The organism is Thermostichus sp. MS-CIW-37, assembly GCF_054060065.1.
The window spans coordinates 136489-161758 of record NZ_JBSSCV010000002.1 but is presented as its reverse complement, the minus strand read 5'-3'; the positions used below and the strand labels follow the sequence as shown (position 1 = coordinate 161758).

Genomic DNA, 25270 nt, shown 5'->3' with positions numbered 1-25270 from the left:
ACTGCAAACATTAGAAGTTAAGAGAAAACAAAGCTTTCCAGAAGGTTCACCCTAGACCAAATCTCCCTGGCCTGCCGGGGATCTTTTGAGGTATCGTTCAATCCAGTTCACGAATTGAGCTTAGGAAACAGACCTTAAACTAAGGTCTCTCGCCGGGCTGCCACGGCTTTGCGAGGAAGGTCTCCATGGCCGGGTTTAGGGTTGCGCAGATGCGATAGCAGGTGTGAACGAGGGAGAGCTACAGGGAAACGTTATGGAGTTTGAGGGCTATGGCTTATCAAATCTCAGGGGATTGTATCGGTTGCAACGCTTGCGTAGATAGCTGTCCTACAAAAGCTATCGTTGTCCAGGATGGGGAATACTGGATTAATCCTCTGTTGTGCAATGACTGCGAAGGTTTCTTCCCAGAACCTCAGTGCGTTAGCCTGTGTCCCGGTTCTGCCCCGCAGCCTTATGAAGCCATGAAGGGGCGCAACCGCACGGTCACGGCCCGCATTCGCAGCAGTCCACCTCTATTTTTGAACGGCCATAGCCAGGCTTTTGCTTCATCGATTGTGGTTTGGGAAGCCTGCAATTTCCTATCTCAATTTCAATCTCTCAATCTTCAGAAGCAGGGAGACAACCAGGTTTGCTATCAGAAATCTGTTGGCCACAACCAGGGATCCCTGACCCTAACTCTATGTTTGGACGGGATCCCACAAAGTGCTCCGATCGATGTGCGAACTGCCTGTTTGCATCTTATTTTTGCTGCCTATGCCGCCGGGTTGGATAGCCCCTGGAAGGAATCCTTTGTTTTCACCGACTCACAATTGGAGTCCTATTTGGGCTGGGATAAACGTAAAGATCTGAGCAAGATGACCCGTCTCCACCTGTTCATGACCTGGATAGAGCAGCTCTGTCGGATTCAAGTCTCCATCGATTGGCCGGATCAGGGGCGGGTGAAGGGGTTTTCGGTACCGGCTGGCCCTCTGTGGAGGCTGCTCAAGATGCATCGCCACTTTCAAAAAGATGAGCAGGGCTGCAACCATCTGGTGGGCCTGACTTGGGCGATTCAGCCCGGCGAATGGACACGGTACTTTCTCAATCGACAAGGGTGCCGCCAGGGGCAAGCCTTTTATCAGTACAGCAGCCTGCCCCTATCCCTGCTGCAGGCCGTGATGAGCCATTGGCAACACCATGAAGGAGCCATGCGCCTGCTGCTGTGGCTGTTGTTCAAAGTGAGGATGGGGCGGCAACAGCGTCTGACGGTGCCCACCCTGATGCGAGTGGCCTACGGGGAAGAGCGACTGCAGGAAGCTTATCTCAATCTCCAAGAACGCAAACGGCTGGTGCGCACCTTTGAAAGCGATCTGGAGGTTCTCAACCACTACGGCCTCAAGCCGGAGTTCGATCCCCTCACCTATCCTTCTTCCATTCAACCCCTGTGGGCTCGCCTGGAAGCTGTGCCCGAGGATGCGGACGAGGCATTGAACTTTTGGATTGAAGATGCCAACAACGGTGGCTTGCTGACGGCTGCCGGGCCGCGGGGCAAGTGGGGACTCTTGATGCAGGCTCGCATTCAACGATTTCATCTGCCCTCCGACTGGCATCGTCGAGTAGTTCAAGAAGCCAGATCCCCGACCCGAGAATCGGGATCTCGGCGGCAGCGTAGGGCAAAGTCTGCGCCTGTTGCAACAGACTCGGATCTCCCTGGCCCTCCCGAAAACCCAAAAGACTTCCCCTCAAGCAAAGCTTTGCGTGGAGCGGATATCTCGGCGGCACGCCAGCAAAAGGGAATCAGCCAGCGGGAATTGGCCCAGAGGCTGGGGCGCAGCCAGAGCTGGGTGCGGGATGTAGAGAATGGGCGGCTTCAGATCAGCCTAAACGATCGCCAGCGCCTTATCAAAGCCCTGTATTTGGATCCCAGGCAACAGCAAGTCTAGGCCAGTCACTCAATTCACTCATCCACTCACTCATCCACGGCAATGACCACATCCGAGGCTTTGATGGCAGCATACGCTTCTTTTCCAACTGCTATACCCAACCGTTCGGCAGAGTGCTTAGAAATAATGGCTGTTATTTCTATGCCTGGTGCAACTTCCAGAACAATTTCGGCATTGACCATGCCCACCTGGAAGCTTTTTACAGTTCCTTTAAAAAAGTTGCGAGTGCTGATTTGCATGACTTCTCCTTTGTTGAACAAGCAGAGCAACAGGGGTGTTGACCGAACTGAACAAGAGAGGAGCTTGCCGGATGGTCATTCAACACCGGTTTCAATACTATCAGATGCTTATCGTTGCCTCTGGGGAGGAAGGGCTGCCAATAGTCTAGATTATGTATCTTCGAGATACAAACTGCAACCTCTAATGGTCAAAGTACCGAGCGATTGGTGGATTTTCCTGTTCTGAAAGTCGTCACGGGTCAAAGAAAAATGGCTATGAAACGAAGAACTGCAATGTTATTCCTGGGGATCCTGGCCGCTCTGGCTTTGAGGTGGGGGTCGGCTCCCGGCTTGGCGCAATCTCAGCCCATTTTGGTGGGGGCTGCGGTGAGCTTGCAACCGGCTTTAACGGAAATCGACCGGTTGTTCACCGCCCGCTATCCCGACATCAAGGTTGAGTACAACTTCGCCAATTCCGGCTCTCTCCAGCAACAGGTGGAGCAGGGGGCTCCTTTGGACGTAGTATTTTTCGCAGCCGCCTCTTTTATGGACGCCCTTGCCAAGCAAAACCTGCTGGTGGAGGGATCCCGGCGAGATCTTCTCAGCAACCGCATGGCTTTAATTGTGCCTGCCAATGCCAGAACCAAGGTTCAGGATTTTGCCGACTTGGTGGCGGAAGAGATCCGGGTTCTGTCCATTGGGGATCTGCAGGCCATGCCCGCCGGACGCTATGCCCAGGAAATTCTCACCGAGGCGGGGGTGTTTGAGACGCTGCGGCCCAAGATGGTGTTTGCCAGCACGGTGCGGGAAATTTTGACGGCGGTGGAGCAGGGCAATGCCGACGCCGGGATCCTGTTTACCTCGGATGCTCAGCTTTCGGATCGGGTGCGGGTAGTGGCTACGGCGGATCCCATTACGCCAATTATCTACCCGGTGGCATTGGTGCGCGATACTCCCGCCGGACAGTCTTACTTGGAGTTTTTAACCTCAGAAGAAGCAGCAGAGGTGTTTGTGAAGTACGGCTTTATCCGCTTGTGAGGGATCCCTCTGCAATGGCGCGGATGAGTTGCTCCAAATGAGCGACTACGACCTATCCCCGCTTTGGATCTCCCTACGGATTGCCGGCTTGGCCACGGGCATCACCTTTGGGGTGGGGACGCTGGCAGCTTACGGGATGTTGCACTACCGAGGTCGCTGGCGCTCTCTCATCGAGGCCCTCTTGTTGGCGCCGCTGGTGTTGCCGCCCACCATGGTGGGGTTCCTATTGTTGCTGCTATTTGGTCGGCGAACCCTTCTGGGACAACTTTTGGCCTCGCTGAACCTATCGGTCATCTTCACCTGGTATGCCGGGGTGATCACGGCAGTGGTGGTGGCCCTGCCCCTGATGTACCGCACGGCCTTGGGAGCTTTCCAGCAGATCGACCCGACGCTGGTGGCGGCAGCCCGCACGCTGGGGGCAAGCAGGGCCAAGATTTTTACGCGGGTGCTGATCCCTTTGGCCTTACCAGGGATCCTGGCGGGGATTACCCTCAGTTTTGCCCGCGCTCTGGGGGAGTTCGGCGCCACCTTGATGCTGGCAGGCAATATCCCGGGCCGCACGCAAACCCTATCCATGGCCATCTTCTTTGCCGTTCAGGCGGGGGACATGCGGGGGGCAGCCATTAGCTCGGCCTTGGTCTTGATGTTGTCCTTGGGGGTGATGACGGCAGTTAACCTTTGGTTTCAGCGACGGCCCTGGCAGCGACCTCCCTCTCGTCCTCTACAGGTTCTCACCAGAAGGGATCCGGATTTCTCAACTCCGGCCCCTCGCCTCTGGGTAGACATCTACAAGAAGCTGCCCCAGTTTGAGCTGCAGGCACAACTGAGCTGCGATGGGCGACCCCTGGGCTTGCTGGGGGCCTCTGGATCCGGCAAAAGCCTGCTTTTGCGCTGCATTGCCGGAATTGAAACCCCGGATGGGGGGCGCATTTTGCTCAACGAGCGGGCCCTGTTCGACGCCGAACAGGGGATCCGGCTGCCCCCCGCTCAGCGACGGGTAGGGGTGATCTTCCAGAACTACGCTCTGTTTCCCCATCTCACCGTCGCCCAGAACATCGCTTTTGGGATCCCTGCGGGCTTGAGCGAAGCGGAAAAACAAGAGCGGATCCAGGCCCAGCTGCGGTTGGTCAAGCTGAAGGGCTGGGAAAACCGCTATCCCACGGAGCTCTCCGGAGGACAGCAGCAGCGGGTGGCCCTGGCGCGAGCCTTGGCTTCTGAGCCGGAGATCTTGCTGCTGGATGAGCCTTTTTCTGCTTTGGATGCCCACCTGCGCAGCCAACTGGAGCAGGAGATGGGGGAAATCCTAGCGGGCTACAAGGGAGTCACGCTTTTGGTAACCCACAACATTGAGGAAGCCTTCCGCCTCTGCGGGGATCTGGCTGTAATGGAGCAGGGGCGAATCATTGCCCAGGGGGACAAGCGTCAGCTATTTGAGGCTCCCCCCTGCCTTAGTGTGGCGCAACTGACGGGTTGCAAAAACATCTCGCGGGCCAAGCTCCTGGGCCCTCAACGGGTGCTGGCCTTGGATTGGGGCTGTGAGCTGCAGGTACAGGGATCCCCAGCGGGAGAATACATCGCCATCCGCGCCCACCACCTCACCTTCAGGCCCGACGGGAAGCTGCCCAACACGTTTCCGGCTTGGCTGGTGAAGTGGAGCGAGACCCCCCACCGACTGACTCTCTTCTTTAGGCTGGGCGGTCCTCCTGCCCACCGCCAGGACTATCACCTGCAAGCTGAGGTGTGGCGGGAGCGCTGGCGCGAGGTGGAGACTTGGGGATCCCCCTGGTGGCTACAGTTGGATCCCCGGCATCTGAGGGTGTTTTGAGTCTAGAGCCCAGGAGTCAGGTGGGCTCGCCCAAGCGGTAGCCCCGCGGGGTAATCAGCCGCTCCCCATGGCGAAAGGTCTGGGAGTTGCCGATAAAGACCAGGGTGAGCATGTCCACCTGCTCTGGATCCAGCTCCCCTAGGGTGGTGAGGTGGAGGGTTTCGCCGGGGCGGTAGAGGTTGCGGGCCAAAGCCACGGGGGTATGGGCGGGCCGGGCCTGCAGAAAGATCTGTAGAGCCTTGAGGAAGGGATCCAGCCGCTGCCGGGAGCGGGGGTTGTAAAGGGCCACCACAAAATCGGCAGCTGCAGCCGCCTGCAGGCGTTTTGCAATCACTGGCCAGGGGGTAAGCAGATCCGAGAGGGAAATGGCGCAGAAGTCGTGCATCAGCGGAGCCCCCAGCCGGGCGGCAGCCGCCTGGAAGGCAGAGATCCCCGGCAGCACCTCTAGAGAAGGGCGGATCCCATCCCAGCCAGAGCGGGCCAAGCACTCCAACACTAGCCCCGCCATGCCGTAAATGCCCGCATCCCCCGAAGAAATCACCGCCACCTTCAGCCCCTGCTGCGCCCAAGCGATGGCCTGTTTGGCCCGCTGCAGCTCTTGGGTAATGGGAGAGGCCTCCCGGATTTGGCCGGGGTGCAAAAGGGGATCCACCAGATCCAGATAAAGCTGGTAGCCAACAACCACATCGGCCTGAGTTAAAGCCATACGGGCAGCCAAAGTCAATTGACCCAGATCCCCAGGACCAGTGCCGATGAGCCAGAGGTGGCCGCTGCGAGGGGAATACTCCTGCGCCGCGCGGGCAATGGCCAGGGTGCAGGCCCCTTCGGTTTCTGACGTGAAGACCTGCTTGGGGCAGAGAAGAGTTGCCTTCCCCTCCGCAACGCAAGAGGGCCTCTCAAAAGCTCGGTCACCTCTTCCCCAGATCTGAGCCGCCAAAAGAGCAGCCGCCTCGGCTACGGAGGGAGTGCCCACCGCCTGCCGAACGGCCTCCGAAGGGTGGGGAACCGGGATCCCGGCCAAGGCCTCTGCCGAGAAAAACTCAATGGGCCAGCCGTGGGCCTGAGCCAGCTCCAGAAGACCCGGCTCGTCTTGCTTGAGCTCTAGGGTGGCCAAGCCGGCAATGGCCTCAAAAGCCAGCCCCTGGGCCTGCAGCAGGCGGCGCAGGGATCCCTCTAGCCAAGCGCGGGTGGTGCCCCGCTCGCAGCCCACCCCCACCCAGAGCACCCGCGGATGCCAGTGCACGGTTGGGATCCCCGTGGCAGGGGAGAGGTATTCCCCAATCCAAATGTGGGCCACAGGATGGGGAGGGGAGGCAGCCACCAGGGGATACTCTGCCGGCCAAGCCCGCCGCCAAAGTTGCGTGCCACAGGTTTGGTGAACGGCCACGGGCTCCCCACGAGCCAAGGCAGCGGCCACCTCATTCCAATCCCCTTGGCCCCGCCGCCAGCCATAGGGATCCCCCAGCAAATCCAAAGGCGGGATCCCCAGCCCCTCGGAAGCAGAGGTGAGAACCGGCTGGGCTCCCAAGGTAGCGGCCACCTGCCGCGCCAGGGCATCGGCCCCCCCCACATGTCCCCCGCACAGGCTAATAGCCCAGCGACCGGCTTCGTCCACCACCACCACCGCCGGATCCCGCTGCTTATCCTGCAGGAGAGGGGCAATGAGCCGCACCACCGAGCCGGCAGCCAGGATGAAAAGACAGCCCTGCACCTGGGGCCAAGTTTGGGCAACAGCTTCTGCCAGAGATCTGGGCGCTGTGGGATGGCTGGGATCCCCGTAGGCTTGCCAGGGGGAGGGCAGCCCCTGCGGGTCAGCTTTGCTCCAGCAGCTCACCTCCTTGCCCAAGAGCGGGATCAGAGAGTTGGCCAACCGGCGGGCGCGCGGGCTGGGGGCAAACAGAGCAAGCTTCATCGAGCGTGGGCCAAGGCCAGGATTCTCCCCAGATCCTATACTGGACATAGAGCCACCCGCGAAGGGACAAGTGCCGATGGTCATCCCACCTGGACTGATGCTGCCCCTAATCCCCCTGGAGGTTTTGCTCTCCACGAAGGGGCTGATGTTTTTGCTGCTATCGGCCTATGGGGGGGCCATGTGGACATTCTTAAGCGGCGCTCCCCGCGTCCACACCATCATCGTGCCGGACTTGGAGCAGGCCAGAGGGTTTTACGAGAAGGTGTTGAAACTGCCGGAAGCGGAGCTGCCCCTGCAGTACTACTACGGCTACGAGCAAAGCATGGTCGGCTACAGCCTGGGATCCGCTTACTTTCCAGGGGATATTGGCCTCAGTCCCCGCTTCGATGCCAAAGCCCGTCCCACCTCTGGGCCCACCCAATTGGATACCCCCGGACTTTGGTACCAACTCTCCGACAATGTTCAATTGCACGTGATCCCTGGCTCTACAGATCCCTATGCGGGGTCCGGTTCCTACGGCAACGCCTCTAGGCCTAGCTCCTCATCTGCTTCTGCTTACGGGACTGTACCGGCAGCGGGCCGCAGCAGCGGCGTTCGCTATCGCCATGTCAGCTATGAGCGGGAGTCCCTTAAGGCCCTTCTGAAGCGAATCAACAAACAAGGGATCCGCAACAGCATTCGCTCCGAGAAACCCTTTGTCTTTTGGGTGCGGGATCACCAGGGTCAGATCATCGAATTTGCCGAACTGAAAGGCTAGCGAGATCCTCTAAGATTGGTAAAGGAAAGCAAAAAGTCGGCGGTGGGGAGACGCCAACGGATGAAACGGGTGCTGCTGTTGGTGCTGGGCTTGCTGTGGCTTGGGGTGTGGGGCGGCCAGCCGGCCATAGCTCTATCGCGGGCCAAGGACAATCCGGTGGTGAGCGTGCAATCCCCAGCCAAGGACTTCATCACCACCGAGTCGGGATTGCAATACTACGATATTGCTCAAGGCAGTGGGCCTTCGCCTCAGCCGGGGCAAACGGTGGTGGTCAACTACGTGGGCAAGCTACAGGATGGCACCATCTTCGATAGCTCCTACAAGCGCAATCAGCCTTTTGTCTTCACCTACGGAGTAGGGCAGGTGATCCGTGGCTGGGAGGAAGGGCTGGCCACCATGCGGGTGGGGGGCAAGCGCTACTTGCGCATTCCGCCGGAGTTGGCCTATGGCAGCCGCGGGGCAGGCGGGGTGATCCCCCCCAACGCCACCCTGGACTTTGAAGTGGAACTCCTGGCCATCCAGTAGATTCAGATCTTGCAGAGACCGAATATCCAAGCGGCATTGGGCTTGTGCAGGAACTCCCTTCCCCGGAACTGTCTTCTTCTTGGCGGCCCAGTTCTCTGGCAGCAGATCCTGCCCTAGAAAAAGCTCGCCTGCGCCAGCACTTTCGCCAGGTGCGGCAGGGGTTGGACAGATCCCTCATCAGTCAAAAGGTAGTGGCTCACTTGGCTTCTTGCCCCCAGCTCTTGGCTGCCAAAACCATCCTGGCTTACGTAGCTTTTGGCTCCGAGGTAGATCTGGGATCCCTGTTTGTCCTTTTCCCGGAGAAGCAGTGGGGGATCCCCCGTTGTCTGCCGCAGCGGCAAATGCAGTGGCACCGGTACGGCTCGGCTGAGCTGATTCCCAATCGCCGGGGGCTACTGGAGCCCTCTCCCCACAGCAAAACCCTCGACCCCACCGAGGCGGATTTGATCCTGGTGCCTGCCCTGGCCTGCGATCGTTGGGGAAGGCGTTTGGGCTATGGCGGCGGCTATTACGACCGCTTTTTGGCCGCTTTGCCGGATCCCAGTGTGCCCAAGTGGGGCATTGTCCCCCAAGCCTGCCTACTGGAGCAGCCTCTACCTCAGGATCCTTGGGATCAGCGCCTGGATGGGATCCAAACCGAGGAAAGGTTCTACGAGACGGGGATCCCCTAGACTAAAGAGGGTGGGCCTTGGAGGAAAAACGATGAGCCAAGTTTGGAAGCCGGCGCAGTGGCTAACCCAAAAGCTGCGTCTTGTCTGCATGAGCTTTGGCTGTGTGGCATTGGCGGTGCTCTTGATGGGCTTTGGGGCGATCCCCCTGCAACTGAAGGATCTCCACGTCACCCCCTGTCCCGATACCCCCGAATACACCAACCTGGTGACCAGCAACGGCAACCCCATACCGGCCAGGTGCCTGTTCGTCGAAGGCACAGTGGTCAACCGCTCCAAAAATACCCTGCTGAACGCGGATGTCTTCGGTCGGCTTTACGATGCCAACGGCAACGAGGTTCTGCCGGAGCGTACCCGCCTGGGGGCCATTGCAGAAGTTCCTCCCGGCGAGAGCCCTTTTTCAATTCGCATCTCGGTGCCCATAACCAGCCCCCTGCCCCTCACCCTGGAGCAATTCAAAGCCAGCGGCTTCAGCGGTACCGTGCGCCGATGAGGTCCAAAGCTGGCGGGTGAACTCCACCTGGGTGGGGCGCTCAGGCAAATGGAGTTGCGCGACCACAGGCGGCGTTTGGGCGATCAGCCGGCCCCGGCGGAAGACATACAGGCAAGCCGGTTTCAGGCGAATAGCTTCGACAGCATCAGCAGCCTGGAGCACCACCAGATCGGCATAGCAACCGGGTTCTAGGCCGTAGCCTTCCAACCCCAGAATGCGGGCCGGGTTTTCTGTTACCGCCAAAAAACACTGGCGCATCTGCTCATAGCCAGTCAGTTGGGCGGCGTGGATGGCCATGTGGGCCACCTCCAGCATGTTGCCGCTGCCCAAAGGGTACCAGGGATCCATCACACAGTCATGACCAAAGGCCACCGTCAAGCCTGCGGCCATCAGCTCGGGCACCCGGGTCAGCCCCCGTCGCTTGGGGTAGGTATCGTGGCGACCTTGGATGACCATATTGACCAGCGGGTTGGCGATCACCCCCAGCTCTGCCTCGGCCATCAGGGGGATCAGTTTGCTGACGTAGTAGTTGTCCATCGAGTGCATGGAAGTTAGATGGGATCCGGCTACCCGCCCCTGCAAGCCCAGCCGCAGCGTTTCGTAGGCCAAGGTTTCCACATGGCGCGAAAGCGGATCGTCGGTCTCGTCGCAGTGCAGATCCACCCGCAGACCCCGCGCTGCTGCAATCTCGCACAGGGCCCGCACCGAAGCCGTCCCTTCGGCCATCGTCCGCTCGAAGTGGGGGATTCCGCCCACCACCTCCACCCCCAAATCCAGAGCCTTCTCCAGAAGCTGCACCGCCCCTGGCGAGCGATAGTAGCCATCCTGGGGAAAAGCCACCAGTTGCAAATCCAAGTAGGGAGCCACTTTTTGCTTGACTTCCAGCAGCGCCCGCACCGCCAACAGCTTGGGATCGCACACATCCACATGGGTGCGGATGGCCAGGATCCCACGAGCCACCGCCCAGTCGCAATAGGTCAAGGCCCGCTCCATCACCGCCTCGGGGGTCAACAGCGGCTTCAACTCCCCCCAGAGGGCGATCCCTTCCAACAGCGTCCCCGATTGGTTGATGCGCGGGATCCCATAGGTGAGGGTGGCATCCATGTGAAAGTGGGCATCCACAAAGGGGGGCGACACCAAGCGGTTGCTGACATCAATTTCTTGGGGGGCAGTGGCTTGCAAGTTGTTTTCCAGAGCCACAATGCGATCCCCCTGGATACCGATATCGATTCCCTTGCGGCCATCCGGCAAATTGGCCCGGCGCAAAATGAGATCCATATGTTGTGGCTATTTGTTTGAACTTAGGATGGAAAGAAGCAACTACAGTTGACTGAATGATAGGCCAAATCAGATAAAGATGTCTTAAATTACCTCAAAGCCCGAATTTAGGAAACCAGTTGATTGGGTTATTGCTCACTTTATAAAAGAGGGCTGTAGTCCCCAACAGCATCCGGTTGTGCAAGATATCAACCAAGTAGTCAGAGGGATAATCTATCGAGAGCTGATTTGAGAGGACTTGGCCCTTACATCCATTCCAACCGTCAGCGAAACTTCGTTGTCCATTACAAACAAGCTCCTTCTCAAAAAATTGTATTTCAGGATACATATTTTCAGGGATCTCCCCCTTAGGATAAGCCGAGCAGTAACCCGATCTCGAACTAACCTCAACAGAAGCGACTATGGCACGTTTAGAACTCTCCCGGCGGGACTTCTGCCTGCGTTCTGGGGCTTTTGTGGCTGGCCTGATGGGGAGCCGCTGGTTGGTTCGCGATGCCGCGGTGGCTCAAGGAACCAAGCTGAAGGTGGCCGGGGTTTATACGGTTCCCATTGAGCAGCAGTGGGTGAGCCGGATCCATAAAGCGTTGATGGCTGCCCAGGAGCGGGGGGATATTGACTACACCTGGTCAGAGTCAGTTTCCAACACCGACTACCCACGGGTGCTGCGTCAGTATGCCGAGAGCGGCGTCCAACTGCTGGTGGGTGAGGTCTTCGGGGTGGAGCGGGAAGCGCGGGAAGTAGCCAAAGACTATCCCAAGGTCAGCTTTTTGATGGGATCCAGCCTCAAGCCGGATCCTGCCCTGAGCAATTTTGCCGTGTTTGACAACTACATCCACGAGCCTTCCTATCTGACGGGAATGGTGGCCGGGGGGCTGACGCGCTCCAAAATTATCGGCATGGTGGGGGGCTATCCCATTCCAGAGGTGAACCGCCTCATGAATGCTTTTATGGCAGGGGCGAGGGAACTGCAGCCGGAGGTGAAGTTTTTGGTCACCTTTATCGGCAGTTGGTTTGATCCCCCCAAAGCCAAAGAGGCGGCTTTTGCCCAAATTGATGCCGGCGCAGATATCCTCTATGCAGAGCGGTTTGGGGTATCTGATGCCGCCAAAGAGAGGGGCGTTTTGGCCATCGGCAATGTGATCGATACCCAGCCTGATTATCCAGAAACAGTGGTGGTCAGCGCCCTGTGGCACATGGAACCCACCATCGACAGAGCCATTGCCGCGGTGAAGGCCGGAGAGTTTAAGGCAGAGGACTACGGGATCTACAGCATGATGAAATATGGGGGATCCAGCCTCTCCGACTGGGGAACCTTTGCCGACAAAGTTCCGGCTGAACTGAAAGCTAAGGTGATGGAGCGGCAGGCAGAGATTCTGGCAGGGTCTTTTGTTGTAGCCATCGATGATAGCGAACCCAAGTCCACCCTCTGAAGCGCCTTTGGCCTTGAAGATGGTGGGCATTACTAAGCGCTTTGGTGCTCTGCTGGCCAACGACCAGATTGATCTTGAGCTGCGGGCCGGGGAGATTCTGGCCATCTTGGGGGAAAATGGGGCGGGCAAAACGACGCTGATGAATATCCTGTTTGGGCACTACGTTCCCGATCAGGGTCAGGTGTGGGTGTTTGGTCGGCCCCTCAAGCTGGGATCCCCGGCGGCTGCCCTGGCGGCAGGGATAGGCATGGTGCATCAGCATGTGGTCTTGGCCGATAATCTGTCGGTGCTGGACAACATTCTTCTGGGCACTCAGCCCCTGTGGCACCTGTGGTCTCGGCGGCGAGAGGGACGGCGGCGCATCCAAAAGCTGGCCGAGGAATTGGGGTTGGCCGTGGATCCCGATGCCCTGGTGGGATCCCTAACCTTAGGGGAGCGGCAGCGGGTGGAGATCCTCAAGGTGCTGTATCGAGGGGCGCGGATCCTGATTTTGGATGAGCCTACGGCGGTGTTGACCCCACCGGAAATTGAGCCGTTTTTTCACACCCTACGGCAGATGGCCGGTCGCGGGCTGGGGATCCTGCTGATTTCCCACAAGCTCCAGGAGGTGATGCGCACCAGTGACCGGGTGATGGTGCTGCGCTCAGGGCGGGTGGTGATGACGGGCAAGACGGCTGAGATCCATCCCACAGCTCTGGCGGAAGCGATGGTGGGGCAGCGGTTGGCGGCGGTGGTCAAAGCCCCTTTGTCTCCGGGGGAGACGGTCTTAGAGTTGCAGCAGGTCTCCTGTCGGGTGGGGCAGCAGCATCTGGAGCAGGTTTCTCTGACGGTGCGGCGTCACGAAATCGTGGGTATTGCTGGGGTGGCGGGCAATGGGCAATCCGTCCTGGCAGATCTGATCTGCGGGGTGATCCGGCCCCACCAAGGTCATCTGCATCTGTATGGCCGAGTCCTGCGGCTGATCTCTCCTGCTGAGATGGTGCGGCAAGGCATGGCCCGGATCCCAGAAGACCGCCACAAAACTGGGCTGATTGGTTCCCTTAGCCTATGGGAAAACTGGGTCATCGAGCGCTATCGGGATCCCGAATTCTCGCGGTGGGGGATCCTGCGTCACCGCCAAATCTATCAGCAGGCCCACACCTGGCTACAGACCTACGATGTGCGGGGGCTCCAGAGGGGGGATCCCTGGCGGGCGCTCCAGATGCCGGTGCAACTGCTGTCCGGCGGAAATATGCAAAAAGTGATCCTCTCGCGGGAGCTGTGTCGGGATCCCCAGGTGATTGTGGCTCACCAACCGACGCGGGGACTGGATCTGGGGGCTGTGGCCTATGTGCATGCCCAACTTCTGGCAGCAGCCCGGGCTGGAGCCGGGATCCTGCTCATTTCCGAAGACCTGGATGAATTGCTGAGTTTAGCGGATCGAGTGGCGGTGCTCTATCGCGGTCGGCTTTCCCCAGCAATCCCAACCCAAACCACAACGGTGACCGCCTTGGGGTTGCGCATGGCCGGGCAGGAGGTGGCTGATGCGTGTTGAACCCCGTTCCACGGTGCCCCTCTGGCTGATCCTGAGCGCGCCGATGGCAGCCATTGTCCTGGCTTTCCTCTCCTGTAGCCTGCTGATCCTGTGGACGGGATCCCCGGTTTTGGCAGCCTATGGAGCTTTGCTGCGGGGAGCGGTGGGATCCCCCTTTGCCCTGAGCGAAACTTTGACGCGGGCCATTCCCCTGATCCTGACGGGATTGGCGGTGGCGGTGTGTTTTCGGGCCAAGTTGTGGAACATCGGTGCAGAAGGCCAGTTTTATGGTGGGGCTCTGGCTGCCAGCCTCTTGGGCACCGCTGGGCTTTCGCTGCCGCGCCCGTGGTTGGTGCTGGTGCTGCTGCTGGCGGGCTGGATTGCCGGAGGGCTGTTGCTGTGGATCCCGGCCTGGCTCAAGACCCAGTTCCAGGTGGACGAAGTGGTGACCACCTTGCTGCTCAATTTTGTCATTCTTCTTGGGATCAGCTATCTCCTGGAAGGCCCCCTCAAAGATCCTCTGGCTCTGGGTTGGCCCCAAGGTCGTGCCCTTGTGGATGCTGCCCTACTGCCGCGGCTGATCCCCCGCAGTCGTCTCCACGCTGGTTTAATCATCGCCCTGCTTGCTGCCTTGGGGGTGTGGGGGCTGGAGCAGTTCACCGTTTGGGGCCTAGAAATGCGAGCCGTAGGCGCGAACCCGGAAGCGGCCAGGTTTCTCGGCATCCCAGTCCAGGGAGTTATTTTGTATACCTCACTGCTGGGAGGGGGGCTGGCAGGCTTGGCGGGAGCTTGTGAACTTCTCGGGCTCAAGGGCTATCTCACCTTGGATTTATCCCCGGGCTTTGGCTACACCGGCATTGTTGTTGCCCTGTTGGCCCAACTGCATCCCTTGGGAGTGGTGGGGGCCGCAGTTTTCATTGCCGGGGTTTATGTGGGAGCCGATACCATGGGGCGCAGCTTGGGCGTTCCCACCTACTTGGCCGATGTCATTGTTGCCGCTGCCCTGCTGTGGATGTTGGTCTGCATGGGGCTAGCCCGTTATCGTTTGCGCTGGGACTGAGCACCCGTGTCTGCACTCCTGAGTCTAATCAGCTTAATTAGCACCACCAGCTTTTGGGTAGCCACCCTGCGCATTGCCACTCCCTTACTCTTTGGCACTTTGGGCGAAGTTCTCTGTGAGCGGGCCGGCGTTCTCAATCTGGGCATCGAAGGGATCATGACCCTGGGGGCTATGGCCGGTTGGCTGGTGGTCTATCAGGGATCCGGATTGTGGTGGGGCGTAGCCTTTGCTGCCGTCCTCGGTGCAGGTGTGGGCTTGATTCACAGCCTGTTGACCGTCCGCCTTGGGGTTTCCCAGCACGTCACCGGCATTGGCATTACCCTCTTGACCATCAATGCTGCTTATTTTGTTTATCGCATGGCCCTGCCCCAGGTCACCTCTCCCCCCAAAATCGTCCCCTTCAGCCCTTGGCCGATCCCGGGTCTCTCCAGCCTGCCCTTTCTGGGAGAAACCCTGTTTACCCAGCCGCCCCTCACCTACCTCGGCCTTCTCCTGGTGCCCCTCATGGCCTACATCCTCTACCGAACTCCGCTGGGCCTGGCCGTGCGCATGGTTGGAGAAAATCCCCAGGCTGCCGCTTCCCAGGGGATCCCGGTCTATGCCGTTCGTACCGGAGCGGTGATGGTGGGCAGCGCTCTTATGGCCGTGGCCGGTGCTTTTTTAACCCTCTCTGCGTTCGATGCGTTTTTCTTCAATATCGTCAATGGGCGGGGGTGGATTTGCATTGCTCTGGTGGTTTTTGCCGCTTGGGATCCCTGGCGAGCCTTAGGAGGAGCGTTGCTGTTTGCCGGGTTTGATGCTTTGCAATTGCGCCTTCAGCAGCTTTGGGGTAGCCGGATCCCCTATCAGTTTTTCTTAATGTTGCCCTATCTGCTCAGTATTGTGGCGTTGATTTTGGTCTCTCGCCATGCCAGGGCGCCCCGCGCTCTTTTGATCCCCTTTCGCCCTGAAGAACGGATTTGACTACTGGACTTTCAAGAAGCCGAAAATTACTCCCATTGAGCCTTTGCCCTTGCCCCAGAAGCCTGTATGTCTTACGTCAAGACGATTGTCTGTTTCGCCAACTCCAGAAAAATGGCCGGTCGCTGTATTGCCGGCAAGGAATGGCAGAACGGAGAGCCAGGGGAATGGATGCGTCTTATGAGGCCCTAGAATCTCGTCTTCTTGCCCTTTGCAAACTTCCAGAGGGCGACTTGTTTAGAAGTCGGGAAGAGTTTATAGCCGAAGCCTATCTCATTCAAGGCAGGCGTGTCGCCTATCGAGATGAGAAAATGTCAAAAAATGATGAGCGGAGCGCGAGGCCATGAAGATATTTACGATAGGGTTTACGAAGAAAAGTGCAGAGCAATTTTTTTAATCGCTTAAAACAGCCTGGTCTGGTTCGAGTTGTTGATACTCGACTTAATAACACCTCGCAACTGGCGGGATTCACGAAAAAGAGGGATCTAGAGTTTTTTCTTCACGAGATCTGCAAGCTTGGATACATTCATTTGCCAGAATTGGCACCGACCCAAGAAATTCTTGATGCTTATAAAGCTAGTGGTGACTGGTCTAATTATGAGAGACAGTTTTTGTCGCTGATGGCCGAGCGTCGCATTGAAGATCAAGTGGATAAAAGTATTCTCGATGGAGGATGTCTGCTTTGTAGTGAAGCTACACCTGAGCACTGTCATCGTAGGCTGGTTGCTGAATATTTGCGCAGAAAATGGGGTGATGTTGAAATCGTGCATCTATGATAACTAAGAGCTGGCACTACGGATTTTTCCGATTTATGCAGCTACTCCGAGTTGCAGCAGGATTCCGGCAACACGGAGCGAAAGGGATCCCTGACTGCCCAACCGATTTGGAAACTCTCTCACCGACAGCAAGCTCAATACAGGGATCCCCGCTTGGGCAGCTCCAACACTGGGCCAGTGTTTGCCACCGTTGCTTTTGGATCCCAAGTTCCTGCTGTCAGCTAGCGTGTATGGTAGATGAAAGCTTGTTTTTGGGTCTTTCCCCGTCCCTATGCCCAGGGCTAGCACCTCTCGCCATCAGACCGACCCCCGCTTCAGCTCTGCTATCGCTACGCGAGGCTTTCGCGAACAGGCCAAAGGGTTAAAGCCCCACCAACAAAAGCAACTGCAACGGCTCTATCAACTGCGCCTACCCCCCGACCGCTTGGTGACGGTGGAGTTTGCCCAACGGCTGGGATCCCTGACCCAAGAGTTGGAAGGCCGGCCCATCAGCGTTTACCTCAACCGGCGCGGCCAGGTGATCCGCGTAGGGGTGGGATCCCCTTTTGAAACCCAGATTCCCGCTTGGGAATTGCCCCGCCAGGGGGCCGAGCGCCTATCCGGGATCCGCTGCATCACCACCCAAATGGGGGAGGGGGGCCCCGGTCAAAAAGCGCTGACGGCCATGGCTTTGCAGCGTTTGGATGCCCTCATCACCCTTTCCGTGTCCAAGTCAGGAGGGCACCGACGCCGGGGAGGAGCGGCTACGGGCTTTGTTCACCGGGCCTATCTGGCCCATCTGCTGCCGGAGGGAGAGCGCCGTTGGCAGGTTTCTGAGCCTTTGCCTTTGGGGATCCTGGCAGAACAGGATCTGCAGGAGCTGGTGGCGGAGCTGGAGGATGGGTTTCGGCGCCAGTTGACCGCCCGCCAGGTGGATCTGGATCAGGAGCGGGCCATCCTGGTGGGGCTGCAGGAGTCCGGGCAGAGCTACGAGGATCTCATGGATGGGTTGGCGGAGCTGAGCCGCCTGGTGGAGAGTGCCGGCGGACAGGTGCTGCAAGCCCTCTGGCAGAGGCGGGAAGGACCCAATTCGGCCACGGTAATCGGATCCGGTAAGGTGCAAGAGCTGGCTCTGCTGGTCCAGGATCTGGGCGCTAACTTGGTGGTGTTCGACCGGGAACTCACCCCCAGCCAGGTGCGCACCTTGGAAGAGGCGGTGGGGGTGCGGGTGGTGGATCGCAGCGAGGTGATCTTGGATATTTTTGCCCAGCGGGCCAGAACCCGGGCCGGAAAATTGCAGGTGGAGCTGGCCCAACTGCAGTATTTGCTACCTCGCTTGGCCGGTCGAGGGCGCACCATGTCTCGGCTAGGTGGGGGCATCGGCACCCGTGGCCCTGGGGAAACCCAACTGGAAATGGAGCGGCGGGCCATCCAACGGCGCATCGGCAAGCTGCGGCAAGAAGTGGAAGAATTGCGCCACCACCGGCAGCGGCTGCGCCAACGCCGCGAGGCATCCCAAATTCCCGTGGTGGCCCTGGTGGGCTACACCAACGCCGGCAAGTCCAGCCTTCTCAACGCCCTCACCCATGCTGAGGTATACGCCGCCGACCAGCTCTTTGCCACCTTGGATCCCACTACCCGGCGGCTGGATCTGCCCAACCGGCAGGCGGTGCTGTTGACCGACACGGTGGGATTTCTAACCGAATTGCCAGACCAACTGGTGGATGCCTTTCAAGCCACCCTGGAAGAGGTGACGGAAGCGGATGCCCTGCTGCATGTGGTGGATCTGTCTCACCCCAACTGGGAAGGACAGATCGAGGCGGTGGAAACCTTGCTGGACGAGATGCCCTTGGCCACCGGCCCCCGGCAACTGGTGTTTAACAAAATCGACCGCCTGGATCCCGAATGGGTAGAGGATGTGCGCCTGCTCTACCCGAAGGCCCTGTTTGTTTCCGCCACCACCGGCCAAAACCTGGATCAGTTGCGCCACACCCTGGCCCAATTTGCTGCAGTTCTAAGCCCCAACCCCTTCGATAGTCAGGAACCCAGAGATCCCTAGAAGCATTCCATAAGGATTTCGCAACTTGCAAATTGCATTTATACCCCCTGTCAACATAAACATTCAGTTACATTGAGATCAGGATTGTGACCCGACTTAAAGTTAGGGAGAGAACATGGCCACCACTGCAGTTGCACCTCAAGTCGCACCTCGCCTGGCCCAGCCCCATCTGACGCTGCAAACTCTGCCTATCGGGGCCGACACCCTCGCCATTCGCTCCCAAGATTGGGATCGGGATCGATTTGATATCGAATTTGCTCTGGAAAATGGCACCACCTACAACTCCTTCTTGATTCGCGGCGAGAAGGTGGCCCTCATCGACACCTCCCACGAGAAGTTTCGCCAGTTGTACCTGGATTGCCTGCAAGGGATCGTGGATCCCACTGCGATCGACTACCTGGTGGTCAGCCACACCGAGCCAGATCACAGCGGCCTAGTCGGTGATCTGCTGGAGCTGGCGCCCCAGATGACGGTGGTGGCCTCCAAGGTGGCCATGCAATTTCTGGAAGATCTGGTGCATCGGCCCTTCCGGCGGCTGGTGGTGAAACAGGGAGATCGCTTGGATCTGGGCAAAGGGCACGTTCTGGAGTTCATCTCGGCCCCCAACCTGCACTGGCCCGACACCATCCTCACCTACGACCACGGCACCCAGATCCTTTACACCTGCGACGTGTTTGGGATGCACTACTGCGACGACTTTGCCTGGGATGAGCATCCCCATCTGCTGCAGGCGGACTTTAAGCTCTACTACGACTGCCTCATGGGGCCCAATGCCCGCTCGGTGTTGTCCGCCCTGAAGCGCATGGAAGCCTTGCCTCCCATCGCTGCCATTGCTACCGGCCACGGCCCCCTACTGCGCCATCACCTGTCCGACTGGGTGGGGCAATATCGCACCTGGAGCCTGGAGCAGGCCAAAGCCGAGCGCCTGGTGGCAGTGTTCTACCTGTCCGGCTATGGCCAGGCGGAAACCTTGGCTCAAGCCATTGCCCGTGGGATCCAAAAAACCGGCATCCAGGTGGAGCTGGCAGATTTGCGGCTGGTGGATGCCCACGAGGTGCGGGAGCTGATGAGCTTGGCCGCCGGTGTGGTGATAGGCATGCCGCCCCAATCAGGGCCTGAGGCCGCCACCACTCAAGTGCTGCTGAAAACCCTTTTGGCCTCTGCCCACAGCAAGCAAGGCTTTGGTCTGTTTGAGTCGGGCGGCGAAGATGATGAGTCGGTGTACCTCTGCCGCAACACCCTGCAGGAGATCGGCGCCAAAGAGGTGTTTGCCCCCATTCTGCTTAAGCAGCCTGCCGGCGAGGCTCTGCTGCAACTGGCCGAAGAAGCAGGTACCGATCTGGGGCAGTGGCTGACGCGGGATCGCAACATTCAGCAGATGAAAGCCTTGGATGCCGACTTGGATCGCGCCCTGGGCCGCATCAGCAATGGCCTCTACATTATCACAGCCCGCAAAGGGCAAGCCACCAGCGCCATGCTCGCCTCCTGGGTAGCCCAAGCCAGCACCGATCCGCCAGGGATCAGCATTGCGGTGGCCAAGGATCGGGCCATCGAATCCTTCCTGCAGGTGGGAGATACCTTCGTGTTAAATGTGCTGCAAGAAGGCCATTACCAACCCTTGATGCGCCACTTCCTGAAGCGATTTCCACCGGGAGCCGACCGCTTTGCCGGGATCAAGACCTACCCTGCTGCCAACGGATCCCCCATCTTGGCCGATGCTTTGGCCTACCTGGAGTGCCGTGTGGTGAGCCGCCTGGAAACCAGCGATCACTGGGTGGTGTACAGCACCCTAGAAGCTGGTCGGGTCTCCAGCCCAGAGGGCCTCACCGCCATCCACCACCGCAAGGTAGGGAATCATTACTAATTGAGAAGAGAGAAGTGAGAGATAATTTCTCACTCCTAGCCCTTCTCCCTGGGGAAGCTGGGATCCCTGTGGCGAACAGACTCACAAATTCAATAGGACTGCCGATAGACCAAGCCATCGGGATGTAGGAAGAAGGGGCTGTCTTCTCCCAGGCGGATCCCGCTCTGCTCTAGCCAAAAGGGCAGTCTCTCTGTTCCCTGTTGAATCCTTTGGGATCCCTGCTGGGCTGGCCGATAAGGGACGCTGCCCAAACCCGAAGAGAGGGGATCTGAGGGGGCATACCTCTGTCGCCAGCGCTGGTAGGGGCTGACTTGGATCCCTGCCTTGTCCATCTGGGTTGTCGAGAGGGCAGAGGCAGGTGCTGACACCTCTGACAACTGCAGTGAAGAGGGCAGAAGGACGACTACCGGGCATGGCTCAGCTTGTGCCCAAGCCCCCGGCGCAAAAAACAAGGCCAGAAGGCAGCCGCTCCAGCAAAAGAAGATGGCACGCCGCACGGGAAGATCCCTCCATAAGCTCAACCCAGCCGCTTCTCAGGCCATTTTCTGAAGAGGCAGGACTGAGAGCGCAGCTCCCATCTTGTCGATGCCGCCTTGAAGGCCGGGTGATCGGGATCCCCTTGGCTGGGTGATCTGGATCAGCAGACCCACTCTTGACCCAAAGGTGCTGCGAGGCCCCCAGCTCATCCGCACCGCTAGAGCAACTGACTATAGGGGTGTATGGTCATTTCAATTCAAACTTCGATTCAAACTAGGACATTGCACCCACACCTCAAACAGTGAATGATTGAATGCACGAGGCCAGAAGGCTTTTCAAGGACTCCGTCCCGCTGGCGCGATCGGTAGTCCAGGCGTCTCACCCTAAACTGAAACGACCATAAAGCGCGGTGTCCCAAGCGAGATTTCAGCGGCAGGGCAGTCAACTGCTGAAAAAATGTGCTTTGAGTGCCAAAGTTTTGGCTTGTTTCCGCGAACGGTGCCCAAGGGCAAGGAGCATGTCATGAAACCGCGGATTTGCCAGGATGATCTGCGCTGCTGACCCGTACATAGGCGTGCCAAGCCAAGTCCAACAGGCCATCCAACACCGCTGCAGCCACTGCCGGGCCTCCTTTGCGTCCCTCAGTGCGGATGTGGGGCACCATGGAATCGGCCAGCTCCTGTTTGGCTTGCACCACGTTCACAAACCCAGCCGGGGTGGCAATGACCAGAGCAGGGGCCACCTCCTTCTCGGTAATCAGCCGTACCAAGGTGGAGAGGGCGGTCTGGGATTGGCCGATCACAAAGATCGCCTCAGGGTAGCGTTGGGCCAGAGTTTCCAAGCCCCAAGCAGAGCGGGTCTTGTCCCTTTGGGGGCGGGTAATGGCTTCGCTGCTGCAATAGATGGGGTTGGAAAAGGTGTTCTGAACAGCCCAGGCAATGCCCACCTGCACCATCGGCTCATCGACCACAATGGTGGTACGCGCTGCCAGAGCCGCCGCTCCGGCCTGTAAGGCTTCGTTGCCAAAACGGATGAGGTGCAAGTACTCGAAGTCAGCAGTAGCATAAATAACCCGACGAACCACCTCATACTCAGCAGGAGAAAGCTCGTGCTTGCCCACCTCCTGGTCGATGATCATCAGGCTCTCTGCATCGGTTACATGCCACTCCATCGGTTCCAGACCCCACCCGCTGTTTACCTCCGTAATGACAGGATTGTACCTGCAGAGGCTTCAGTTGGTGGGAAAAGCCATTGCTTAGCCCGGAGGCCAGCCCATCCCCCGACCGCCCAGAACGTGAATGTGGAGATGAAAGACGGTTTGCCCGCCGTCCTCTCCTTCGTTGATCACCAATCGATAACCTTTGTTTAAACCGGCCTCGGCAGCCACCCGTTGAGCGGTCAGCAGGAGATGTCCCAGCAATGCCTCATGTTCGGGCTTGGCCTGGGAAATGCCGGGGATGGGCTCTTTGGGCACCACCAAGATGTGGACGGGGGCTTGGGGGGCGATGTCTTTGAAGGCCAGGGCTCTATCGTCTTCGTAAACGATTTGCGCAGGGATCTCCCTGCGGATGATCTTGCCGAAAACTGTGTCGCTCATGGGTGCTCACAAACCAGTTCTGCCCCTAGCCTACCTGCTAACCGCACATTCTCCCACCCAGGTGGCGAGAGTGGTGCTCGGCATCTACTGCTTCAGCAGCCATTCAAATTCCTGTTGCAGCGATTGAATGTGCCCCACCCGCGAGACCAACAGGGCATCTTGCCCGGCATCGCGAAAACGAGAGCGCCACATACTGACCAAATCGGGGTTGCTGCACCAAAAGCGGATAACGGTATCGACCAACTGATCCAAGTCCCAGCCGCGCCGGGCCGGCACTTCCTCCAGGGATCCCAGCAACGCATCGAGGGTGCAGGGGCTGGTACCCAGGTATTCCACCCCGCAGGGCCGCTGGGCCAGCTTCTGTTGCTGATGAAAGAACTGTAGAGCAGGGGCAATGCCGATGATCTCGAAGGTATAGACCATGTTGCTCCGCAACGCTGACGCGACTGGGCTCAGTCCTAACTTTTTGCGAAAATAAGGGTTCTCAAAAAATGGGGTTCATCAGTCTCTCGACCGGTTTGAAGTCGGGATCCCTTCCCAACTGCCGTCGATCTCTGATTAGGCATTGATTATACCCAACTTGGGCAAGCTGCCAAGCCGGAAAAAACGCTGCCCTGCTGACGCGAGCGGCAGATAGAGACCTTATTGAGGGATCACGGCGACAGCGCTATTGCCTTGGTGTCCGGTGCATTTAGCTAGACCGCCGGGGAGCCCCGCCCTCTGTGCATCAGCGTGAGTGCGGGAGTATGTCACTGCTGCAGGGATCCTATCCAAGTTGGTATTGTGTCTTGGGTCTTTTCTTGAGTGGGGGGGAGTTGAAACTGAATGCGCGGCTGTCCCACTCCATAGGTGAGGGTGTAGCTCCACTGCAGGCAGCGCAGCCACAGACGGGGATAACGCGCTTCCAGCCAGGGCTGTAGGCGGCGCAGCAGCCTTGGGAGCCAGCCCCTCAGCACAGCAGAAGTCAAGACCAGGCCGGTATAGCTGAAGTAGGTGGGCAGCCACTGGGCAAAGCCTTTGGCCCCTACGGCCTCCCAGATCCACAGCAGCAGCCGTGGGTTTTGTAGGGCAGCTTTGATGGCCATGCGGTTAAACGCCAGCCAGCCGGCCCGGTCTTTGATGAAATCGTCCACCACCTCCGGCGGCTCGGTGGCGAGAATGCCAAAAAAGCTGTTGAGGGTGGCATTGATGCGCTCGGGGGGCAGCACCTTGCCGGTGGGCACCATCATCCCCCGCGAGAAGAGCCAGGTGACGGCGGAGTTGCCCTGGTAGGCCCGGATCTGGGCTAAGTCCGCCGCCCTGAGCAGGTCGTGGCGCAGCGCCGTATCCAGGAGATCGCACAGGCGGGGGCAGTTGCGCACCAGGGATCCAAACCCGGTAAAGCTAAGGGGCGATTGCATAGCCGCCGCATCCCCTATGAGCAGTATCCGGTCAAAGGGTTCCGAAGACTCCGCCCCGCTGCCGCGAACAGGGTGCCGGGGCTGGCCAAATCGTCCGGGAATATAGCCGAAGGTCGCTTTTTTCCACTGCAGGCGCTCCGGGTCGCAGCGGCGGTATTCCGGCAGAATGGTGAAAAAATCTTCGTACAGTTCCAGCAGGGATCCGGGGTTTTCTGGATGCACCTGGTGGTAGTGGAACAGGTAGAAGGTGAGATCTTCGCCTGGCCCGGGGAACAGCTCCCAAATGAGTTGCCGACCGCGGCTGATGTCCCCATGGCTGGCCAGAATGTCCCCAAATTGGGGATCCCATACCCCCGGCTCAAACCCTCCTTGGATGGTGGCCCCCACCGTGGGGCAGACGCTATCAAAAGCTCGATGGCGGTAAAGCTGCTGGGCAATGGGAGAGGCCGTTCCCATGGCATCCACCACAAGGCGGGATCCCAGCCGAAACTCCTCGCCGGTGGACAAATCCTTCAAAACCAGCGTGACGCCTTGTTCGCCAATGTAGGCCCGCTGGAACTCGGTGCGCTCGTAGATGGCTCCCCCACAGGAAGTGAGGATCTGGCCACAAAGCTGCAGGAGTTTTTCGGCATCAATGGCCAGATTGAGTACCGTGGGCGTGTGCAGGACAGGGGCGCGAACCGGGCTATTGCCGTCAAAAAACTTGTTGAACCCATCTGTATATTCCCGCAGGATCAAGCTCTCCATCTGCTCGGCGCTCAGAAGGCCCAAATCCACCAGGGTTTGCAGCTCCCGCCGGGAGATGTTCCACTCGCGGTTCATGCGGCCAAAAGGAAGCCGCTCCACCAAGGCCACGCGGTAGCCCAAGCGGGCCATGGCCGCTCCATAGAGGGCTCCCAGCGCTCCCCCCACGATGGCCAGATCCCACTCCACCGGGGCCGGCTCAGGGGCAGGCTGGCGAAACAATACTGGCTGAGCAGAGCGGTGGGCTGCGTGGCAATGTTGTACTTCTTCCCGCCAGCGCTTTTCCCACCAGTACACCCGCTGCAGGTCAAATTCTCCATTGGGGATCCGCCGAAAATACTTCACCGTTTGCGGGTAGAAAGGCTCAAGCTGATCGAAGATGGATCCCCGGTTCAGATCGATCTGGGGCAACTGCGGGTAGCGGTGGGGAAATTGGCTTTGGATGGCCTGTTCCAGCTCTCTCAGCCAGCGAGCTTGGCGGGGGAAGGGCTGCTCCGACCACTGGAACACCTTGAGATAGGTGGTGTTCAGCCCCGACCACAAGAAGAGGGCCAGCTCAGCGCCGGATCCCTGTAGGCGCAGGCCCGTGGGGGTAAGAACCTTCTGGCTGCCTTGGGGCAGGGGGATACACTCCTGTAGCCAGCGCAGCACTTGAGCACTATCGGGGCAAGGGATCTCGCGGTAGTAAAGGGAAGTAAGCACGGCGCCGAGATAAGAAACCGAGCAAATCTTTACCCATTGTGACATGAGGGGATCCCTCCCTTTGCCGATCCCA

The 25270-nt window shown here is 58.9% G+C and carries 23 protein-coding genes and 1 pseudogene; 16 read left to right on the top strand and 8 right to left on the bottom strand.

Annotation, left to right across the window (positions count from 1 at the left end; translation table 11 throughout):
- The first annotated feature begins 269 nt into the window (after positions 1-269).
- Positions 270-1922 carry a helix-turn-helix domain-containing protein gene (locus tag ACVWYZ_RS01870; protein ID WP_414407054.1) on the top strand — a complete coding sequence of 551 codons (1653 nt, stop codon included), beginning with the start codon at positions 270-272 and terminating at the stop codon, positions 1920-1922.
- Positions 1923-1948: 26 nt separating this feature from the next.
- On the opposite strand, the gene ACVWYZ_RS01865 is transcribed toward ACVWYZ_RS01870, so the two are convergent.
- Positions 1949-2161, bottom strand: coding sequence for a TOBE domain-containing protein (locus ACVWYZ_RS01865; protein WP_414413814.1), 213 nt, complete (start codon positions 2159-2161; stop codon positions 1949-1951).
- Positions 2162-2416: 255 nt separating this feature from the next.
- Between ACVWYZ_RS01865 and modA the strand changes: the two genes are divergently transcribed.
- Both modA and modB read left to right on the top strand, forming a co-directional pair.
- On the top strand, positions 2417-3178 hold the full coding sequence (modA, locus tag ACVWYZ_RS01860) for a molybdate ABC transporter substrate-binding protein (protein ID WP_457465720.1): 762 nt from the start codon (positions 2417-2419) through the stop codon (positions 3176-3178).
- 37 nt (positions 3179-3215) lie between these two features.
- Positions 3216-5003, top strand: coding sequence for a molybdate ABC transporter permease subunit (modB, locus tag ACVWYZ_RS01855; protein WP_457465719.1), 1788 nt, complete (start codon positions 3216-3218; stop codon positions 5001-5003).
- A gap of 16 nt (positions 5004-5019) precedes the next feature.
- On the opposite strand, the gene cobJ is transcribed toward modB, so the two are convergent.
- Positions 5020-6915, bottom strand: coding sequence for a precorrin-3B C(17)-methyltransferase (gene cobJ / locus ACVWYZ_RS01850; protein WP_457465718.1), 1896 nt, complete (start codon positions 6913-6915; stop codon positions 5020-5022).
- 76 nt (positions 6916-6991) lie between these two features.
- On the opposite strand from cobJ, the gene ACVWYZ_RS01845 reads away from it, so the two are divergent.
- Genes ACVWYZ_RS01845 through ACVWYZ_RS01830 form a run of 4 tightly spaced genes read left to right on the top strand, consistent with a single transcriptional unit; the run spans position 6992 to position 9358 of the window.
- Positions 6992-7672, top strand: coding sequence for a VOC family protein (locus ACVWYZ_RS01845; protein WP_011432060.1), 681 nt, complete (start codon positions 6992-6994; stop codon positions 7670-7672).
- A gap of 60 nt (positions 7673-7732) precedes the next feature.
- Positions 7733-8197, top strand: a complete 465-nt coding sequence (locus ACVWYZ_RS01840) for an FKBP-type peptidyl-prolyl cis-trans isomerase (RefSeq protein WP_011432059.1) — start codon at positions 7733-7735, stop codon at positions 8195-8197.
- Between the two features lie 44 nt (positions 8198-8241).
- Positions 8242-8868, top strand: coding sequence for a 5-formyltetrahydrofolate cyclo-ligase (locus ACVWYZ_RS01835; RefSeq protein ID WP_457465717.1), 627 nt, complete (start codon positions 8242-8244; stop codon positions 8866-8868).
- 31 nt (positions 8869-8899) lie between these two features.
- Positions 8900-9358: an FxLYD domain-containing protein gene (locus tag ACVWYZ_RS01830; protein WP_414332474.1), complete on the top strand. Its 459-nt coding sequence runs from the start codon at positions 8900-8902 to the stop codon at positions 9356-9358.
- On the opposite strand, the gene ACVWYZ_RS01825 is transcribed toward ACVWYZ_RS01830, so the two are convergent.
- Positions 9266-10636 (bottom strand): amidohydrolase family protein, encoded by a 1371-nt coding sequence (locus tag ACVWYZ_RS01825; RefSeq protein WP_457465715.1) that lies wholly within the window; start codon positions 10634-10636, stop codon positions 9266-9268. The two genes, ACVWYZ_RS01830 and ACVWYZ_RS01825, sit on opposite strands and share 93 nt — an antisense overlap.
- Positions 10637-11037: 401 nt before the next feature.
- Between ACVWYZ_RS01825 and ACVWYZ_RS01820 the strand changes: the two genes are divergently transcribed.
- From ACVWYZ_RS01820 to ACVWYZ_RS01780, 9 genes and pseudogenes are all read left to right on the top strand, one after another.
- Positions 11038-12066 carry a BMP family protein gene (locus tag ACVWYZ_RS01820; protein WP_457465714.1) on the top strand — a complete coding sequence of 343 codons (1029 nt, stop codon included), beginning with the start codon at positions 11038-11040 and terminating at the stop codon, positions 12064-12066.
- Positions 12038-13600 (top strand): ABC transporter ATP-binding protein, encoded by a 1563-nt coding sequence (locus ACVWYZ_RS01815; protein ID WP_457465712.1) that lies wholly within the window; start codon positions 12038-12040, stop codon positions 13598-13600. The genes ACVWYZ_RS01820 and ACVWYZ_RS01815 overlap by 29 nt, the downstream gene beginning before the upstream one ends.
- Positions 13590-14639 carry an ABC transporter permease gene (locus ACVWYZ_RS01810; RefSeq protein ID WP_457465710.1) on the top strand — a complete coding sequence of 350 codons (1050 nt, stop codon included), beginning with the start codon at positions 13590-13592 and terminating at the stop codon, positions 14637-14639. Before ACVWYZ_RS01815 ends, ACVWYZ_RS01810 begins: the two co-directional genes overlap by 11 nt.
- Positions 14640-14645: 6 nt before the next feature.
- Positions 14646-15602 (top strand): ABC transporter permease, encoded by a 957-nt coding sequence (locus ACVWYZ_RS01805; protein WP_457465709.1) that lies wholly within the window; start codon positions 14646-14648, stop codon positions 15600-15602.
- A gap of 66 nt (positions 15603-15668) precedes the next feature.
- Complete coding sequence (locus ACVWYZ_RS01800; RefSeq protein ID WP_457465707.1) at positions 15669-15791, top strand: dual OB domain-containing protein; 123 nt, start codon at positions 15669-15671, stop codon at positions 15789-15791.
- Positions 15792-15942: 151 nt separating this feature from the next.
- Positions 15943-16375, top strand: a pseudogene (locus ACVWYZ_RS01795) (DUF488 domain-containing protein).
- A gap of 51 nt (positions 16376-16426) precedes the next feature.
- On the top strand, positions 16427-16600 hold the full coding sequence (locus ACVWYZ_RS01790; RefSeq protein WP_457465705.1) for a hypothetical protein: 174 nt from the start codon (positions 16427-16429) through the stop codon (positions 16598-16600).
- Positions 16601-16646: 46 nt separating this feature from the next.
- Positions 16647-18413 (top strand): GTPase HflX, encoded by a 1767-nt coding sequence (gene hflX, locus ACVWYZ_RS01785; protein ID WP_457465704.1) that lies wholly within the window; start codon positions 16647-16649, stop codon positions 18411-18413.
- A 115-nt stretch (positions 18414-18528) separates the two neighbouring features.
- On the top strand, positions 18529-20277 hold the full coding sequence (locus ACVWYZ_RS01780; protein WP_457465703.1) for a diflavin flavoprotein: 1749 nt from the start codon (positions 18529-18531) through the stop codon (positions 20275-20277).
- Between the two features lie 89 nt (positions 20278-20366).
- On the opposite strand, the gene ACVWYZ_RS01775 is transcribed toward ACVWYZ_RS01780, so the two are convergent.
- The 5 genes from ACVWYZ_RS01775 to ACVWYZ_RS01755 form a co-directional block, all read right to left on the bottom strand.
- A complete protein-coding gene (locus ACVWYZ_RS01775; protein ID WP_457465702.1) occupies positions 20367-20774 on the bottom strand; it encodes a hypothetical protein in 408 nt (135 codons plus the stop codon).
- A gap of 500 nt (positions 20775-21274) precedes the next feature.
- On the bottom strand, positions 21275-21925 hold the full coding sequence (locus ACVWYZ_RS01770; RefSeq protein ID WP_457465700.1) for a precorrin-8X methylmutase: 651 nt from the start codon (positions 21923-21925) through the stop codon (positions 21275-21277).
- 84 nt (positions 21926-22009) lie between these two features.
- Entirely contained in the window at positions 22010-22351 is a 342-nt protein-coding gene (locus tag ACVWYZ_RS01765; protein ID WP_011432043.1) for a histidine triad nucleotide-binding protein, read from the bottom strand.
- 84 nt (positions 22352-22435) lie between these two features.
- Positions 22436-22774, bottom strand: coding sequence for a hypothetical protein (locus ACVWYZ_RS01760; protein ID WP_457465698.1), 339 nt, complete (start codon positions 22772-22774; stop codon positions 22436-22438).
- A gap of 326 nt (positions 22775-23100) precedes the next feature.
- Positions 23101-25242, bottom strand: a complete 2142-nt coding sequence (locus ACVWYZ_RS01755; protein WP_457465696.1) for an FAD-dependent oxidoreductase — start codon at positions 25240-25242, stop codon at positions 23101-23103.
- Between the last annotated feature and the right edge of the window lie 28 nt (positions 25243-25270).